This window comes from Streptomyces recifensis (assembly GCF_002154615.1).
In the GTDB taxonomy this organism is placed as follows: domain Bacteria; phylum Actinomycetota; class Actinomycetes; order Streptomycetales; family Streptomycetaceae; genus Streptomyces; species Streptomyces griseoluteus.
Genome location: NZ_MUNH01000083.1, coordinates 1 through 16,130, shown reverse-complemented (window position 1 = coordinate 16,130; position 16,130 = coordinate 1). Strand labels below are relative to the sequence as shown.

Annotated in this window: 17 protein-coding genes; 6 read left to right on the top strand and 11 right to left on the bottom strand. The window is 72.3% G+C overall.

The features are described from left to right. From CCN33_RS05520 to CCN33_RS05490, 7 genes are all read right to left on the bottom strand, one after another. The coding region (locus CCN33_RS05520) for a glycoside hydrolase family 36 N-terminal domain-containing protein (RefSeq protein WP_279628147.1) at positions 1 to 770 on the bottom strand (770 nt) is incomplete at its 3' end. Beyond that, positions 763 to 2,775 (bottom strand): beta-galactosidase, encoded by a 2,013-nt coding sequence (locus tag CCN33_RS05515; protein WP_086691705.1) that lies wholly within the window; start codon positions 2,773 to 2,775, stop codon positions 763 to 765. The genes CCN33_RS05515 and CCN33_RS05520, both read right to left, overlap by 8 nt. After that, positions 2,772 to 3,650 (bottom strand): carbohydrate ABC transporter permease, encoded by an 879-nt coding sequence (locus tag CCN33_RS05510; protein WP_086691703.1) that lies wholly within the window; start codon positions 3,648 to 3,650, stop codon positions 2,772 to 2,774. Before CCN33_RS05510 ends, CCN33_RS05515 begins: the two co-directional genes overlap by 4 nt. Continuing rightward, positions 3,647 to 4,540, bottom strand: coding sequence for a carbohydrate ABC transporter permease (locus CCN33_RS05505; RefSeq protein WP_086691701.1), 894 nt, complete (start codon positions 4,538 to 4,540; stop codon positions 3,647 to 3,649). Before CCN33_RS05505 ends, CCN33_RS05510 begins: the two co-directional genes overlap by 4 nt. Beyond that, positions 4,527 to 5,882, bottom strand: a complete 1,356-nt coding sequence (locus tag CCN33_RS05500) for an ABC transporter substrate-binding protein (protein WP_086691699.1) — start codon at positions 5,880 to 5,882, stop codon at positions 4,527 to 4,529. The genes CCN33_RS05505 and CCN33_RS05500 overlap by 14 nt, the downstream gene beginning before the upstream one ends. Positions 5,883 to 6,127: 245 nt before the next feature. Continuing rightward, entirely contained in the window at positions 6,128 to 7,102 is a 975-nt protein-coding gene (locus CCN33_RS05495; protein WP_086691709.1) for a LacI family DNA-binding transcriptional regulator, read from the bottom strand. 74 nt (positions 7,103 to 7,176) lie between these two features. Beyond that, positions 7,177 to 7,650 carry a MarR family winged helix-turn-helix transcriptional regulator gene (locus CCN33_RS05490; RefSeq protein WP_086691697.1) on the bottom strand — a complete coding sequence of 158 codons (474 nt, stop codon included), beginning with the start codon at positions 7,648 to 7,650 and terminating at the stop codon, positions 7,177 to 7,179. Between the two features lie 97 nt (positions 7,651 to 7,747). Between CCN33_RS05490 and CCN33_RS05485 the strand changes: the two genes are divergently transcribed. Further along, positions 7,748 to 9,874, top strand: coding sequence for an MMPL family transporter (locus tag CCN33_RS05485; protein WP_086691695.1), 2,127 nt, complete (start codon positions 7,748 to 7,750; stop codon positions 9,872 to 9,874). 16 nt (positions 9,875 to 9,890) lie between these two features. Here CCN33_RS05485 and CCN33_RS05480 read toward each other — a convergent pair whose 3' ends face one another. Then, the gene (locus tag CCN33_RS05480) at positions 9,891 to 10,274 is read right to left on the bottom strand and encodes a VOC family protein (protein ID WP_086691693.1); all 384 of its coding nucleotides are present in this window, start codon (positions 10,272 to 10,274) and stop codon (positions 9,891 to 9,893) included. A gap of 79 nt (positions 10,275 to 10,353) precedes the next feature. Here CCN33_RS05480 and CCN33_RS05475 point away from each other — a divergent pair, with 79 nt between their 5' ends. Further along, positions 10,354 to 10,686: an antibiotic biosynthesis monooxygenase family protein gene (locus tag CCN33_RS05475; protein WP_086691691.1), complete on the top strand. Its 333-nt coding sequence runs from the start codon at positions 10,354 to 10,356 to the stop codon at positions 10,684 to 10,686. Between the two features lie 23 nt (positions 10,687 to 10,709). Continuing rightward, complete coding sequence (locus CCN33_RS05470; protein WP_140394473.1) at positions 10,710 to 10,970, top strand: hypothetical protein; 261 nt, start codon at positions 10,710 to 10,712, stop codon at positions 10,968 to 10,970. Here the strand turns inward: CCN33_RS05470 and CCN33_RS05465 are convergent. Continuing rightward, a complete protein-coding gene (locus CCN33_RS05465) occupies positions 10,958 to 12,016 on the bottom strand; it encodes an enoyl-CoA hydratase/isomerase family protein (RefSeq protein ID WP_107483904.1) in 1,059 nt (352 codons plus the stop codon). The two genes, CCN33_RS05470 and CCN33_RS05465, sit on opposite strands and share 13 nt — an antisense overlap. 182 nt (positions 12,017 to 12,198) lie before the next feature. Between CCN33_RS05465 and CCN33_RS05460 the strand changes: the two genes are divergently transcribed. After that, positions 12,199 to 12,546: a tetratricopeptide repeat protein gene (locus CCN33_RS05460; RefSeq protein ID WP_086691683.1), complete on the top strand. Its 348-nt coding sequence runs from the start codon at positions 12,199 to 12,201 to the stop codon at positions 12,544 to 12,546. Between the two features lie 95 nt (positions 12,547 to 12,641). Continuing rightward, the gene (locus tag CCN33_RS05455; protein WP_086691681.1) at positions 12,642 to 13,286 is read left to right on the top strand and encodes a peptide deformylase; all 645 of its coding nucleotides are present in this window, start codon (positions 12,642 to 12,644) and stop codon (positions 13,284 to 13,286) included. A gap of 9 nt (positions 13,287 to 13,295) precedes the next feature. Here CCN33_RS05455 and CCN33_RS05450 read toward each other — a convergent pair whose 3' ends face one another. After that, on the bottom strand, positions 13,296 to 14,726 hold the full coding sequence (locus tag CCN33_RS05450) for a dihydrolipoyl dehydrogenase family protein (RefSeq protein WP_086691679.1): 1,431 nt from the start codon (positions 14,724 to 14,726) through the stop codon (positions 13,296 to 13,298). Positions 14,727 to 14,917: 191 nt separating this feature from the next. On the opposite strand from CCN33_RS05450, the gene trxA reads away from it, so the two are divergent. Next, on the top strand, positions 14,918 to 15,337 hold the full coding sequence (trxA, locus tag CCN33_RS05445) for a thioredoxin (RefSeq protein WP_086691677.1): 420 nt from the start codon (positions 14,918 to 14,920) through the stop codon (positions 15,335 to 15,337). 1 nt (position 15,338) lies between these two features. Here the strand turns inward: trxA and CCN33_RS05440 are convergent. Continuing rightward, the coding region (locus CCN33_RS05440) for a substrate-binding domain-containing protein (protein WP_107483903.1) at positions 15,339 to 16,130 on the bottom strand (792 nt) is incomplete at its 5' end.

The window sequence follows — 16,130 nt, the reverse complement described above, 5'->3', positions numbered from 1 at the left end:
TCCCCCAGCACCACGCCGACCTCCCCGGCCGCCGTCCGCTGCACGGTCAGGCGCCAACTGCCGCTGGCGGCGAGGGCGGTGGCCCACACCTCGCCGTGCTCCTCGTCGGCGGCACCGGTGTCCAGCGCGACCCACGGGTTGGCCTGGTGACCGGTGTGGCCACGCCTGCTGGTCAGCGTGGTCTCGCCCACGGCCACCTCGGTACGGGCGAGCCGGTGCTCGTCGGACCAGCCGCCGTGCACGGCCGACATCCGCCACCGTTGCCGCCGGGGCAGCGGCCAGTGGGCGGCGGCGTGGCGTACGAGGAGCAGCGAACCGGTGGCGCCGGTGTGCTCGAACTCCGTCCAGCGTTCGACGACATCGGCGCCGGGCGGCACCCGGTAGTGCGTCTCCCACGCCAGCGGCCGCACCCGGTCCCGCAGCGAGACGGCCAGATGCCCCGCCCCGACCACCCGGACCTCGGTGACCTCGGGCTCGACCGGACTCTGCCCGTCGGCGAACCGGACCTCCAGCGCCGGCATCCCGAACCGCGCGCCGCCCTCGACGGGATACTCCTCCACCCCGTCGAAGCGCCCGGCGAAGCTGTTGTCGTGCTCGCTCCGCACGGGCAACCCGACCGCGTCCCGCAGGGGCACCTGCGCACCCCAGTGCACATGCAGCACGAGACCCCGCGAGCGGTCCACCCGCAGGACGTAACAGGTGGTCCGGGTCCGCAGCACGACGGTGCCGCTGGGCTCGTCGTACTCCGCGGGCAGCACTCCGTCACCCATGTTCGCGGACGACGACCACTCCCCCGGCGGGGACCAGGGCGCCGCGGTCGCCGACCTCGGCGTCCAGCAGCCCGGTGCCCCGCACCGGGACCGTCACGTCGTCGTCGGTGTGGTTGATCAGGAACAGATAGCCGCCCTGCGGCCCTGTCCGACGCACCGCTTCGACCCCCTCGGCGGCGACGGGACGCACACCTGCGTCCTCGGCCGACGCCCGCATCAGCTCGCGCAGGGTGCCGGCCGAGGGGCGCGTGGCGACGTACCGCGCGCTGCCCCGGCCGTACGCGTGGCGGGTGACGGCCGGACCGCCTGCGGCCGGACCGCCGCCGGGGTGGTCCGCGAAGCGCAGGACGACGGAGCAGCCGCGCGGCTCGACGCGTTCGGCCCAGTCGTGCGCGAGGGTGCCGTCGTCAAGCCGCGCGGCCTCGCCGGGCCTGAGCGGCAGATACTCGTCGACGCGCAGCCCGAGCACGTCGCGCAGGGCACCTGGGTAGCCGCCGGGCCGTACCCGGTCCTGGGCGTCGACCACCCCGCTGAAGCAGCCGACGGTCAGGTGGCCGCCCTGGCGGACGTATCCGTCGAGGTTGCCGGCGTCCCGGTCGGAGAGCAGATACAGGTTCGGGGCGACGACCGCGCGGTAGGGCGTCAGGTCGGCGCCCGGCGGCACCACGTCACACGTGAGGTTGAGCGACCACAGGGCGGCGTACCACTCGCGCACCGCCTCCAGGTAGCGGAGCCGGCCGGAGGGGCGGGCCTCCAGCTCCAGCGCCCACCAGTTGGGCCAGTCGAAGAGGAGGGCGACCTCGCCCCGCACGCGCGTCCCGGCCACCTCGCCGAGGGCGGAGAGTTCAGCGCCGAGAGCGCGGACCTCGCGCCAGACGCGGGTGTCGGTGCCGCCGTGCGGGAGCATCGCGGAGTGCCACTTCTCTGCGCCGGCCGTGGACTGCCGCCACTGGAAGAACAGGATGCCGTCGGCACCCCTGGCGAGGTGGGTGAGGCTGTTGCGGCGCAGCTCACCGGGTCGCTTGGCCACGTTGACCGGCTGCCAGTTGACGGCGGAGGTGGAGTGCTCCATGAGCAGCCAGGGGTTGCCCCCGGCCATGCCCCGTGCCAGGTCGGCGTTGAGGGCGAGGTCGATGTGGCCCTCGGGGTCGGCGGCGGTGAGGTAGTGGTCCACGGAGACGAGGTCGCACTCGGGGGCGAAGGCGTACCCGTCGACCTTCTTCTCCAGGGTGCCCATGACGTTGGTGGTGACGGGGATGCCGGGGGCGAGCCGCTTGAGCAGGGCCGTCTCCGCGCGGTGCCGGGCGAGGAGGGCGTCGGAGGAGAAGCGGCGGAAGTCGAGTTCCTGGCCGGGATTGCGGAAAGCGGTGGTGTCGCGGGGCGGGTCGATCTCGTCCCAGTCGCCGTAGCGCTGGCTCCAGAAGTCGGTGCCCCAGGCGGAGTTGAGGACGTCCAGGGTGTCGTAACGCTCCCTGAGCCAGACCCGGAAGGCGGCCGCGCTGGTGTCGCAGTGGCAGAGGGCGTTGTGGTTGCCCCACTCGTTGTGGACGTGCCACAGCGCGACGGCGGGATGGTTCGCGTACCGCGTGGCCAGCTCGGTGACCAGGGCGTCGGCGGCCTCGGCGTAGGCCGGGCTGCTGGGGCAGAAGACCTGCCTGCTGCCGTGGGCGAGCCGGGTGCCGGAGGCGGTGACCGGCAGGGCTTCGGGGTACAGCTTGGCGAACCAGGGCGGGGGCGCGGCGGTCGGGGTGGCGAGGTCCACGGCGATGCCGTGGGCGTGCAGCAGGTCGAGCACCTCGTCCAGCGGCTCCCAGTCGTACACGCCGGGTCGCGGCTCGATACGGGACCAGGAGAACACGCCCACGGTCACGAGGTTCACGCCCGCCTCCCGCATGAGGCGGACGTCCTCCCGCCAGACCGCGCGGGGCCACTGTTCGGGGTTGTAGTCGCCGCCGTAACCGATGCCGCCCAGCCGGTGGTTGAGCGCGGTGAGGGGGTGGGTCATGACTTCACCGCCCCGGCCGAGAGCCCGGCGCGCCAGTAGCGCTGGAGGAGGAGGAAGGTGAGCACGATGGGCACGACGGAGACCAGGGCTCCCACGAGGGTGAGGGTCTGGAGGACGGGCAGCCGGCTGGTCTGCGTCTGCCAGGTGTACAGACCGAGGGTGACGGGATAGAGGCCGTCGTCCTGGAGCATGACCAGGGGCAGCAGGAAGTTGTTCCAGATGACGACGAACTGGAACAGGAACACGGTCACCAGGGCGGGCGACATCATGCGCACGGCGATCCCGGTGAAGATCCGCAGCTCCCCCGCGCCGTCCATCCGGGCGGCCTCGATCACCTCGTCCGGCACGGACGCGGCGGCGAAGACGCGGGACAGGTAGACGCCGAACGGGCTGACGACGCTGGGCAGGAAGACCGACCAGAACGTGTTGGTGGCGTCCGCCGCGGCGAACATCAGGAACAGCGGCAGCGCGAGGGCGGTCGCCGGTACGAGGACTCCGCCCAGGATCACCGAGAACAGCAACTCGCGCCCCGGAAAACGGTACTTGGCCAGGGCGTACCCGGCAGCGGCCGACAGCGCGGTGGCGACGGCGGCTCCCGCGCCCGCGTACAGGAGGCTGTTGAGCAGCCAGCGCGCGAAGACGCCGTCCTGCTGCCGGAAGAGGGCGGCCAGGTTGGCGCCGAAGTGCCAGTGGGCGGGCCGCAGTCCGGGGGTGTCGACGAGGTCGCCCTGGCTCTTGGTCGCGGCGACCAGCAGCCAGTACACCGGGACCAGCATGTAGCAGGCGGCCAGGGTCATGAAGGCGACGGCGACGGCCGTGGAGGCGCGGCCGGTGCGGGTGGCGTGGGCGCCGTCGGTACGGGTGAGCAGGCTCATCCCTGCCTCCTGGTGGTGAGGCGGAGGAACGCGAAGGACAGCACGAAGGTGACCGTGGCCAGCAGCACGGAAAGCGCGGCGGCTCCGCCGTAGTCGTCCCCGGCCGTGAGGGAGTAGGCGGCCAGGTTGGGGGTGTAGGTGCTGGTCACGCTGGTCGAGATGGACCGGAACACCTGCGGCTCGGTGAAGAGCTGCAGGGTGCCGATGATGGAGAACACCCCGGTGAGGACGAGCGCCGGGCGGATCAGCGGGACCTTGACGCGCAGCGCGGTGGTCCAGCCGTTCGCTCCGTCGACGCGGGCCGCCTCCTCGATGTCGGCGGGGAGTGCCTGGAGCGCGGAGTACAGGATGAGCATGTTGTAGCCGGTGTAGGTCCAGGTCACGACGTTGCCGATCGACCAGAGCACCAGGTGGGGGCCCAGCAGGTCGGCCCGGATGCCCGCCGACTCCAGGAGGGCGGTGACCGGGGAGAGTCTCGGGTCGTACAGGGAGGCCCACATCAGCGCGGCCACGACGCCCGGAATGCCGTACGGCACGAAGTACACCAGCCGGAAGAACCGCTTCAGGCGGGCCACGGCCGAGTCCAGCAACAGGGCGAGGACGAGGGCGAACAGCAGCATCACGGGGATCTGCACGAGGGCGAAGAGGCCGACCCTGACGACGCTGTCGGCGAAGTACGGCTCCCGCACGACGTCGGCGTACTGCTCGAAGCCGGAGAACACCGAGTGGGTGCGGCCGAAGGTGCCGCCGGTGCGCGCGGTCCTGTGCAGGCTCTGCCAGAAGGCGTAGCCGACCGGCAGCAGGGTGAACAGGACGAAGGGCACCAAGAAGGGGGCGAGGAAACCGTACGGGGCGAGGGTCCGGCGCGGCGGCCGGTCAGCGCGTGACATCGAGGGACTGCTTGCGCAGGGAGTCGGCGCTGTCGGCCGCGGTCCGCTTCAGCACGTCGCCGAGGGTGCCCTTGCCGGCGGTGACGTCCGACGTGCCGTCGCTGAGGAAGCGGTAGGTGTCGGTCATCGTGGGCCCCCAGGTGAAGTCGGTGTCCACCTCGGCGGACGCCTGCTTGAAGACGTCGAAGATCTTCTGGTCGCCGTAGAAGCCGACGGGCTTCTCGAGGGCGGGCAGGGTCAGTCCGGACCTGGCGGCCGGGTAGAGGCCGCCGGACCGGTTGAGGATCTCCAGGGCCTCGGGGTCGGTGTTGAGCCAGAGCGCGAACTGGGCAGCCTCCGCCGGATGCTCGCTGCCGGAGAGGACGGCGGTGGTGGAGCCGCCCCAGTTTCCGGCCCGCCGGTCACCCTCCTGCCACTGCGGCATGGGGGCCACCGCCCACTTGCCCTTCGTGGCCGCCGCGTTGTCCCGGATGGTGCTGTAGCCCCACGCGGCGCTGATCCAGGTGACCACCTCGCCGGAGTTCCACGCCTTGTACAGCGCGGGCGAGAAGCCCTGGAGGTCGGTGGCGACGAGTTTGTCGTCGATGAGCTTCTGCCAGTAGTCGGCCACTTGGCGGCTCTCCGGCCGGTCGACGGTGACCTTCCAGGCGTCGCCCTCGCGCTCGAACAGGGTGGCCTTGTTCTGCCACAGCAGGCCGGTGAACCAGTTCGGGTCGGTCTGCGAGAAGTGGGTGATGTACTTGCCCGCCTTCTTGAGCACACGGGCGTCGGACTCGTACTCCGCCCAGGTGGCGGGGGCCTTCAGGTGGAGCCGGTCGAAGATGTCCTTGCGGTAGTACAGCGCCATCGGGCCGGTGTCCTGGGGTATCGCCCAGACGCCGTCCTTGCCGTGGGCCCCGAAGTCGACCTGCGACCAGGTCCAGTCGACGAACTTGTGCTGCGCCTGGGCCACGTGGGGGCAGGACTGGATGTTCTTCAGGCCGCCCTTGAGGCGGAAGCTGGCCAGGGAGTCGTACTCGATCTGCCCGAGGTCGGGTGCCTTGTCGGCCTTCAGCGCGTTGGACAGGTTCTGGTAGGTACCCGCGTTCCCGGCCGGGGTCGTCCGCAACTTCACCTGCACGTCGGGGTGGTCGGCGTTCCAGACGCGCACCGCGCGGTCCATGCCGGGCACCCAGGACCAGTACTGGAGGGTGACCTTGCCGGAGGCGGGCTCGCAGGAGGAGCCGGCCGCGCCGTCGTCCCCACCGCCCCCGCCGCCACAGCCGGCCACCGCCGTGAGCGCCAGGACCGCCGCACCGGCCAGGCATCGTCTTGCGGTGGACATGCGAACGGACATCACCATGAGGGTGCTCCTTGCGCCGAGGGTCGCGCTCCGGGGACGTGGTGGGCGCAACCTTCACGACAGGAATCCCCAGAAGTCAACGCTCTTGCGGAAATTGATCCAAGCCGCGATGGCTTCCTGAGCATGCGATCCGCGCGTAGAACATGCACTGAACTGCGATTACCCCGCACCTCACGGCAGTCGAAAATATTGGACGGAATCGATTACGCAACACCCCACACGAGCACGGTCGATGAGGTGCTGACTCAGACCGAGGCGCGGGCCACGAACTCCGCCTTCACCCGCACCGTGCGGTGGGCGGTGCGGCCGTCCAGCCGCTCGCGGAGCAGGCGGGCTGCGGCGCGGCCGACCTCCTCGGCGGAATACCGGATCGTGGTGAGACGGGGCTGTACCAGGGAGGCGAAGGCGGCATCGTCGTGGCCGACGAGCGCGACGTCGCCGGGGATGTCGATGCCCAGTTCACGGGCCTTGTCCAGGGCGCCGACCGCGATCACGTCGTTGGCGCAGAACACCGCGTCGGGGCGGTAACGGCGGTCCATCAGCTCGGCGAAGCCCTCGGCGCCGGCCTCACGGGTGTGCTCGCCGCGCACCACCAGGTCGCCGGGCAGGGCGGTGCCGTACTGGCGGGCCAGCGCCCGCAGCAGTTCCAGGCGGGGGTCGCCGCCGGTGGCGTCGCGGGGGCCCGCGATCATCGCGATGCGGCGGCGCCGGGCGGCGGTCACCCGCTCCAGCGCCTGCCGGGTCGCGGCCCGGGCGTCCGGGGCCACCTGGTCGACGGGGCCGAAGGGCACGTCCGCGCTGACCACGGCCGGTATCCCCGCGTCGGTCAGCACGCCGAGGTCCTTCGGCAGCAGCCGGAACGGCGTGATCACCACCCCCGCGAAGCGCTGCTGCACCGCCTCCGCGAGCAGCGCCCGCTCCTCCTCGCGCCGGGCCCGGGTGTCGCACACGACGACATGCAGACCGAGCCCGCGCAACTCCTCCTGAAGGGTGGCCGCGAGCTGGGCGAAGAACGGGTTGGCGATGTCCGGCACGATCAGCGCCACCAGACTGGAACGCCCCGTACGCAGGCTGCGGGCAGCCGTGTTGACGACGAAGCCCAGCTCGGCGATGGCCGCCTCGACGGCCGTACGGGTCTCGGGGGCGACGGCGCGCTTGCCCGACAGCACGTACGACACCGTGGCGGAGGAGACTCCGGCCGCACGGGCGACGTCCGCCATGGTGACCCGCTCCCGCACCACTCCCACCCCTTCCGCGCGGTCACCCTACTTCAGCTCGGGGAACGCGCCCGGTCTCAGCGCTCCGCGGCCAGTTCGTGGTTCAGGGCACCGAGGAACTCGGCGACGGTCTCCAGCTGCTCCGGGGTGAAGCGGCGGCGGGCCGCCTCGGTGCCGCGGGCGAGAGGGGTGAAGTACTGGCGGGCGAGGGTACGGGCGGCGGGGTTGTAGTGCAGGTGGACCACGCGGCGGTCGGCGCTGTCGCGGGCGCGGGTGATGTGGCCGGCGCGTTCGAGGCGGTCCAGGCACGCCGACACGGCGCCCGAGGTGAGGTTCAGGCGCTCGCGCAGCCGGGAAGGGGTCATGGGCTCGCCGTCCAGAGCCGAGGCGTCCATGATCGCGGCGAGCGCGTGGACGTCCGTGGCGTGGAGGCCGTGCGCCTGGGCGAACGCGTGGGCGATGCGGTTTATCTCGCTGTTCAGGGTGCGCAGGAGGACGGCGTATCCCTGGAGGTCGCTGGGAGGACGCTCCTCCGGGCGTTCGGGCTGCATGTCTCCAAGGATATGATCTCCAGATCCCTCGATCATTGAGATACTTTATGATTGAGGCACCTTGCCCGGCATCCGCCCACTCCTCCCTGGGGAGCGCATGAATCCCGTTCGCCGACCGGTCCGCTGGCTGGTCCCCCTCGTCCTTGTCCTCGTCTGGCTCGCCCTCGGCGGGACCTTCGGCTCCTACGCGGGCAAGCTGGGCGAGGTGTCGACCAACGACCAGACCGCGTTCCTGCCGCGCAGCGCGGAGTCCACCAAGGCCGTCGCCCTCCAGAAGACCTTCGACCGGCAGGAGACGCTCCCGGCCGTGGTGGTGTGGACCGGCAAGGACGGCGGGAGGATCACCCCGGCCCAGCGCGATGCCGCCACACGGGCGCTGGCGTCGCTGGCCGGCACCGACGGTGTGGCGGGCCGCCCGTCCCCCGCGCTCCCCGCCGAGGACGGGGCCGCGCTGGAGGGTGTGGTCCCGCTCAGCCCGGAACTGGGCGAGAAGGTCACCGATGTGGTGGACCGGGTCGAGCGGACGGCTGCGGGGGTGGCCGGCACGCGTGCCCAGGTCGCCGGTCCGGCCGCCACCCAGGCCGACCTCACGCACGCGTTCGGCGGCATCGACGGCATCCTTCTGGGTGTGGCGCTGGCGGCCGTGCTCGTGATCCTGCTGCTGGTGTACCGCAGTGTGCTGCTGCCGTTCGTCGTCATCCTCGGGGCGGTGTTCGCGCTCGGCATCGCCTGCGCGATCGTCTACGTCCTCGCCGACCACGGTGTCGTACGGGTGGACGGGCAGGTGCAGGGCATCCTCTCGATCCTGGTGATCGGCGCGGCCACCGACTACGCCCTGCTGCTCACCGCCCGTTTCCGCGAGGAGCTGGCGCGGGGTGCCCAGCGGGCGGAGGCGGCGTGGGGCGCGCTGCGCAATTCCTTCGGCGCGATCACAGCCAGCGCGGCCACCGTCGCGCTCGGGCTGCTCGCGCTGCTGCTCAGCGACCTGACGAACAATCGGGCGCTGGGCCCGGTGGGCGCGATCGGCATCGGGTGCGCGGTGCTGTCCACGCTCACCTTCCTGCCCGCCGTACTCGCCCTGCTCGGCCCCGCCGCGTTCTGGCCGGCCAAGCCCCGCCCGGCGGACGCGGCGACGGGCGGCCACGGCGTGTGGCGCCGGGTGGCGCACCGGGTCGACAGCAGCCCCCGGAAGGTGTGGCTGGCGACCTGTGTCGTACTCGTCGTGGGCGCGGCGTTCTTCCCGGCGCTCAGGTCGAAGGGCGTCCCCCTGGACGAGCTCTTCGTCAACGACGCCCCGTCCGTCTCCGCGCAGCAGACGCTCGGCCGGCACTTCCCGGGCGGCTCGGGCCAGCCCGTGGTCGTCATCGCGGACGCCGCCAAGGGCGCGGAGGTGACCGCGGCGGCGGCGAAGACGCCCGGCGTGGCCTCGGCCGCCCCGCTGAGCGCGACCGGCAGGCCGGGCGGAACCCCTCGGGTGGTGGACGGACGCGTACGGGTCGACGCGACCCTGACCGACGCGCCGGACAGCGACGCGGCCAAGGCGACCGTCGAGCGGCTGCGCGGCCGGCTGCACGCGCTGGACCCCGGCTCGCTGGTGGGCGGTTACAGCGCCCAGCAGTACGACACCGAGCGCACCGCCGAGCACGACCGGAACCTGATCGTGCCCGTCGTCCTGCTGATCATCCTGGTGATCCTGATCGCGCTGCTGCGCTGCCTTCTGCTGCCGGTGCTGCTGGTGGCGACGGTCGCGCTCAACTACCTGGCCACGCTGGGCATCGCGGGCCTGGTCTTCCGCCACGGCTTCGGCTTCTCCGGCACGGACGCGTCGGTACCTCTGTACGGGTTCGTGTTCCTGGTCGCGCTCGGCGTGGACTACAACATCTTCCTGATGTCCCGCGTCCGCGAGGAGACCGTCCGCCACGGCACCCGCGAGGGCATCCTGCGCGGTCTGATCGCCACGGGCGGCGTCATCACCTCGGCCGGCGTCGTCCTCGCCGCGACGTTCGCCGCGCTGATCGTCATCCCGCTGGCGTTCCTCGTCCAGATCGCCTTCATCGTCGCCTTCGGCGTCCTCCTCGACACCCTCGTCGTCCGCTCTCTCCTGGTCCCCGCCCTGGTCCGGGACATCGGCCCGGCGGTGTGGTGGCCGGGCAGGCTGTCGCGTGAGCAACGGGCCCCACAGGAACGGGAGTCGGTGGAGGACCGCGTGGAGCAGAAGCAGTAGCCCTCGCCGGCCGGGGCTACGCCGGATCCAGGCGTCTGCGGAGGAGGCAGAACTCGTTGCCCTCCGGGTCGAGCAGGACGTGCCAGGACTCCTCGCCGCTCTGGCCGATGTCGGCCCGGCGGGCGCCGAGGGCGAGGAGGCGGTCGAGTTCGGCTGGCTGGTCGCGGTCGGTGGGGCTGACGTCGATGTGGAGACGGAGCTTGGCGGGACGGGGGTCGGTGGTGGGGCTGAGGACGAGCGTGGGCTGCGGGCCGCCGAATCCGGCGCCGGGCGGGCCGATCTCGATGCTGCCGTCGTCCTCCCGGCCGAGTTCCACGTAGCCGAGTACGTCGCTCCAGAACGCGGCGAGCCGCTCCGGGTCGGCGGCGTCGATGACCAGCTCACTGATGCGGCATGCCATGCGCGCCAGTGTACGGAGAACGGGCGAATCCGGTGGGCCGGGAGGAGGCCGGAGGTGCCGGACCGGGGAGCCTTCCGGCATGACCCTCACCGCACACATCGACACCGAGCGCCCGGTGGCCACGCTCATCAACGTGTTCACCGTCGCCCCGGACCGCCAGGTCGAGCTGATCGACCTCCTCTCCCGCGCCACGGAGGAGACGATGAAGTATCAGCCCGGCTTCATCTGCGCCAACTTCCACGCCTCTCTGGACGGCGAGAGTGTCGTCAACTACGCCCAGTGGGAGACCGAGGAGCACTACCGCGCGATGCTGGCCGACCCCGAGGCCAGGGTGCACATGGACAAGGCCGCCACCATCGCCACCCACGTCCAGCCCCGCCTCTTCCGCGTGGAGTCGGTCCACGCGAGCTGACGGACCCCACCCTCCGGGCCGCGGTGAGCCGAGCGCCGGCGGACGTGCCGCCAGAGGAGCGGCCGGGACTGGAGCGGGCCGTCGCGTTTCTGGAGTCCACCGCCGCCGCCTTTGAGGACGCGCTGTGCGCCCGCCGGGTCCGTACCCGGCCGGCCGACAGCGGCTTCACCGGTGACATCGCCTCGATGGCCGCGCGTCGGGCGACGACGCGAATCGTCAGACAGGACCTCGGCCTGCTGACGGCGGTGGAACTCCGGAAGAAGGCGGTGGCTCACCCCAAGTGAGGTGCGTCCCCCAGTCCGAGTTCCCGCTCACCCAGCGGGGCGAAGAACCGCTCCACATCGGTGACCTCCGCCAGGGTCGCGGGCGACCAGCGCGGCGAGCGGTCCTTGTCGATGATCTGGGCCCGGACGCCCTCGACCAGGTCCGGCGTGCTCAGGGCCGCGCAGGAGACGCGGTACTCCTGGTCGAGGACCTCCTCCAGGGACCCGAGCCGGCGAGCGCGGCGGAGGGCGGCCAGGGTGACCTTCAGCGCGGTGGGCGACCTGGTCAGCAGGGTGTCGGCGGCCGACTTGGCCTCGGGTGAGCCGTGCTCCCGCAGCCGGGCGATGATCTCCTCGACCGTGTCGGCGGCGTAGCAGGCGTCGATCCACTCCCGCCGGTGCGCGAACTCGCCCTCCGGCGCCGGACGCCCGTGCCGGGCGAGCGCCTCGGCCACGTCCAGCGCGTCGAGGCCGGCCACCAGGTCCAGAAGCGCGGCGGACGGTACGTAATGGTCGGCGAGCCCGCACAGCAGCGCGTCCCCCGCCCCGATCTGCGCGCCGGTGAGCGCGAGGTGGGTGCCCAGCTCGCCGGGAGCCCGCGAGAGCAGATAGGTGCCGCCCACGTCCGGGACGAACCCGATGCCGGTCTCGGGCATGGCGATCCGGGACCGCTCGGTGACGATCCGGACGCTGCCGTGCGCGGAGATGCCGACACCGCCGCCCATCACGATCCCGTCCATCACGGCCACGTACGCCTTGGGATAGCGGGCGATCCGCGCGTTGAGCCGGTACTCGTCCCGCCAGAACTCCGCCGAGGCGGTGCCGTCGCCGTCGCGGGCGTCGTCGTGGACGGCGCGGATGTCACCGCCCGCGCACAACCCCCGCTCCCCCGCCCCGGTGACGACCACCGTCTTCACGGTCGGGTCCCGCTCCCACTCGGTGAGCGCCTCGTCGACGAGCCGGACCATGTGGTGGTTCAGCGCGTTGAGGGCCTTGGGACGGTTCAGCGTGAGGTGGGCGGCCCGGCCGATGGTGTGCACCAGTACGGGAGTCTCGGCGCCGGTCATCCGATCGCCTCCAGCAGGCCGTGGGCCACGATGTCGCGCATGATCTCGTTCGTTCCTTCCGGGTCCGGCGGACAAGCGGGACACCGACGATCTTGCCTCCGCGGGAGCATCCGGCGACACCCCCGACTTTCGTGGAATATTCAACAAACCCGAGGTGCTGTACCCGCCGAAGGAGGTCTCAGGTGGACACCAAGTACTACGACCACGGCACCGCCGCCGAGCGCTGGGAGCGGGCGGGGATGTTCTTCGACGCCAAGGAGTACACGAACGCGGCCCGTGTGCTCACCGGGCTGGTCGAGGAGGTCCCGGAGCAGACCGCGCCCCGGCTGCTGCTGGCGCGCGCCTACTACCACTCCGCCCAGCTCGGCCGCGCCGAGGCGGAACTGCGGATCATCGTGGAGCGGGACCCGGTGGAGCACTACGCCCGGCTGATGCTGGGCCGCACGCTGGAGCGCCAGTCCCGCCACGAGGAGGCCGCGCCGCATCTGCGGATCGCCGCCGCCCTCGCGGGTGACTTCCCGCAGGAATGAGCCTTGAGGGCGCGTCGTGTGAACGGCCGGTTTCGCACCGGCCGTTGGTGCGGCGCGCCCCGCTTCCACGCAGGCCGTCGTGGCATCCTGGCGCGATGACACCTGTCAGTGATCACGCTCCCCTGGCCGAGCGGGTGGCCGAACTCCTCGCGGCGGGCGGCCCGTTGCCCATCGTCGCGGCCGGGCACCCGGTGCTGCGCCGGCCGGCCGAGCCGTACGACGGCCAGCTCGCCCCCGAGGTGCTCTCCCGCTTCGTGGCGGCGCTGCGCGACACCATGCACGCGGCCCCCGGTGTGGGGCTCGCCGCGCCGCAGGTGGGGGTGGGGCTGCGGATCGCCGTCATCGAGGACCCGGCACCGGTGCCGGAGGAGATCGCGGTGGTCCGGGGCCGGGCGCCCCAGCCCTTCCGGGTGCTGGTCAACCCGTCGTACGGGCCGGAGGGCACCGACAGCGCGTCCTTCTTCGAGGGCTGCCTCAGCGTGCCCGGCTGGCAGGCCGTGGTGACCCGGCCCGCACGGGTCCGGCTGCGCGGGCAGGACGAGCACGGGCGGGAACTGGACGAGGTGGTCGCCGGCTGGCCCGCCCGGATCGTGCAGCACGAGACGGACCATCTCGACGGCACCCTGTACCTCGACCGCGCCGAACTGCGCTCGCTGTCGACCAACGAGGCGGTGGCGGCCCGCTGGGCGCAACCCTCACCGGAGGCCGCGGCCGAGGCACTGGGCTTCGAACTCCCCTGAGGCAAGCCTCTAGTTGTCCCGGTAGGCCTCCAGCAGCCGCAGCCACACCTCACTGAGGGTCGGGAACGGCGGCACCACGTGCCACAGCCGGTCCAGCGGCACCCGGCCGGCGACGGCGACGGTCGCCGACTGGATCAGTTCCCCGACCCCCGGCCCGACGAAGGTGACGCCGCGCAGGATCTGCTCGTCCAGGTCGACCACCATGCGGGCGCGCCCCTTGTAGCCGTCGCCGTACAGGCCGGCCCCGCCGACCGAGCCGAAGTCGACGTCGACCGGGCGGACCCGGTGCCCGGCCTGCTCGGCCTCCGCGAGGGAGAGCCCGACGGCGGCGGCCTCGGGGTCGGTGAAGACGACCTGGGGCACGGCGTAGTGGTCGGCCGTGGCGACATTGGCGCTCCACGGGGCCTCGTCCAGCGGGGTGCCCGACGCGCGGGCCGCGATGACCGCGCCCGCGATCCGGGCCTGGTACTTCCCTTGGTGGGTGAGGAGCGCCCGGTGGTTGACGTCACCGACCCCGTAGAGCCAGTCGGTGCCGGGGACCAGGAGGGTGTCGTCCACTTCCAGCCAGGTGCCCGGTTCGAGGCCGACGGTGTCCAGGCCGATGTCGTCGGTCTGCGGGGCGCGGCCGGTGGCGAACAGGATCTCGTCGGCCTCGATGCGCGCGCCGTCGCCGGTGACGGCCACGACGGTGCCGTTCTCGCGGCTGACGGACTCGACGGAGGTGCCGGTGCGCACGTCCACGCCCGCCTCGGTGAGCGCCTGCGCGACCAGTTCCCCGGCGAACGGCTCCATCCGGCTGAGCAGGCCCTTGCCCCGGACCAGCAACGTGACCCGCGAGCCGAGCGCCTGCCAGGCGGTGGCCATCTCGGTGGCGACGACACCGCCGCCGACCACGATCAGCCGGCCCGGCACGGTCTGCGAGCTGGTCGCCTCCCGGCTGGTCCACGGCCGTACCTCGTCGAGTCCGGGCAGGCCGGGGAGCTGGGCGCGGGTGCCGGTGGCGACGACCACCGCCTGCCGGGCGGTGAGTGTGGTGACCTTGCCGTCCTCGGCGGTGACCGTGACCGTGCGGGGGCCGGCGAGGCGGCCGTGGCCCCGGTGGAGCGCGATCCCGGCGCCCTCCAGCCAGCGCACCTGGCCGTCGTCCTTCCAGTGGGAGGCGAAGTCGTCGCGGCGGGCGAGCACCGCCCCGGCGTCGAGCGGGCCCTGGTTCGCGGCGGCGAGGCCGGGAAGGCGGCGGGCGTCGGCCTGGGCGATGACCGGCCTGAGCAGCGCCTTGCTGGGCATGCAGGCCCAGTACGAGCACTCGCCGCCCACCAGCTCGTTCTCCACGATCGCGGTGCTGAGCCCGGCCGCGTGGGCGCGGTCGGCGGCGTTCTCCCCCACGGGCCCGGCCCCGAGCACCACGACGTCGTACGCGATGGTTTCCGTTTCCGTCATGCGGCCAGTGTGGTGGGTGGGCGTCCCTGGGGCCACATGATCCGGGGCTCGGGAATGCCGAAAGGTTTCCCTGAGGGGAAGCTGTAGGGGACGGACGCAGGGAAGACGGGGCACTACGGCCGGAATAGGCACCGTGGCGGGCATGTTTCCGCCGGTGGCACTACCTCCACACCAGGAAGAGGGATCACACCATGAGCGGCACCGTGGAGCTGACCAAGGAGAACTTCGACCAGACGGTGGCGGACAACGAGTTCGTTCTCATCGACTTCTGGGCCGACTGGTGCGGACCGTGCAAGCAGTTCGCGCCGGTGTACGAGAAGGCGGCCGAGGAGAACCCCGACCTGGTGTTCGCCAAGGTCGACACCGAGGCCCAGCCGGAGCTGGCGCAGGCGTTCGGCATCCAGTCGATCCCCACACTGATGATCGTCCGCGACCAGGTGGCGATCTTCGCGCAGCCCGGCGCGCTGCCCGAGCCCGCGCTCACGGACGTCATCGACCAGGCCCGCAAGCTGGACATGGACGAGGTCCGCAAGGACATCGCGGCCCAGGAGAACCAGGGCCAGGGGCAGAGCCAGGCCGAGGGCCGGGGTCAGCAGCCCGGCGGCGAGTGATCTAGCTCGACGCCCGGTGGATCAGCGTGGCGTCCAGCACGGTGCGGACCTCGGGTTCGGCGCCGGTCCGGCGTACGGCGCGGTCGACCAGTTCGGCGATTTCACGGCCGGAGGGCAGTTCGAGGCGGACGGTGCTGAGCCGGGGTCGTAGCAGGCGGCCGAGCATCAGGTCGTCGGCGCCGACCACGGCGATGTCCGCGGGGACGCGCAGCCCCGCGTCCTGCAGGGCGCGCATCAGGAGCATCGCGTACTCGTCGTTGTGGGCGAAGACGGAGTCGAGGCCCAACTCGGGCAGACGGGCGGCCAGTTCACTGGCCGCCCGTTCCGTGTACGCGAGGGGCAACCCGGTCACGGTCGCGTCGGTGCCATGGAGGGCGCGGCGGACCCCGGTGAGGCGGGGGCGGGAGAAGAACTCCAGGCCGGGTTCCTCGGGGAGGATCACCCCGATGCGGCGGCGACCCCGGTCGTAGAGGTGGGCGGCGGCGCGGTGGCCGACGACGGTGTGGTCCATCAGCAGGGCGTGCGCGCCCTCGACGCGCGCGGGGCCGAGGGTCACCACGGCGCGGGCGCCGGCCCGCTTGAGCACCGCGACTCCGTGCGGGCCGAGCCCGGAGCCGGGAGCGAGGACCGCGACGGGGCGTAACTCGGCCCAGGCGCGGGCGGCTTCGTCGCCCTGGCCGACGGCGACGTGCTGGACGACGGTGTAGTCGAGCCGGCTCAAGGCGGCCTGGAGTTCGCCGAGGAAGCGGTGGTGGCGGGGGCCCACCGGGACGGCCGGGGCGGGCATCAGGAC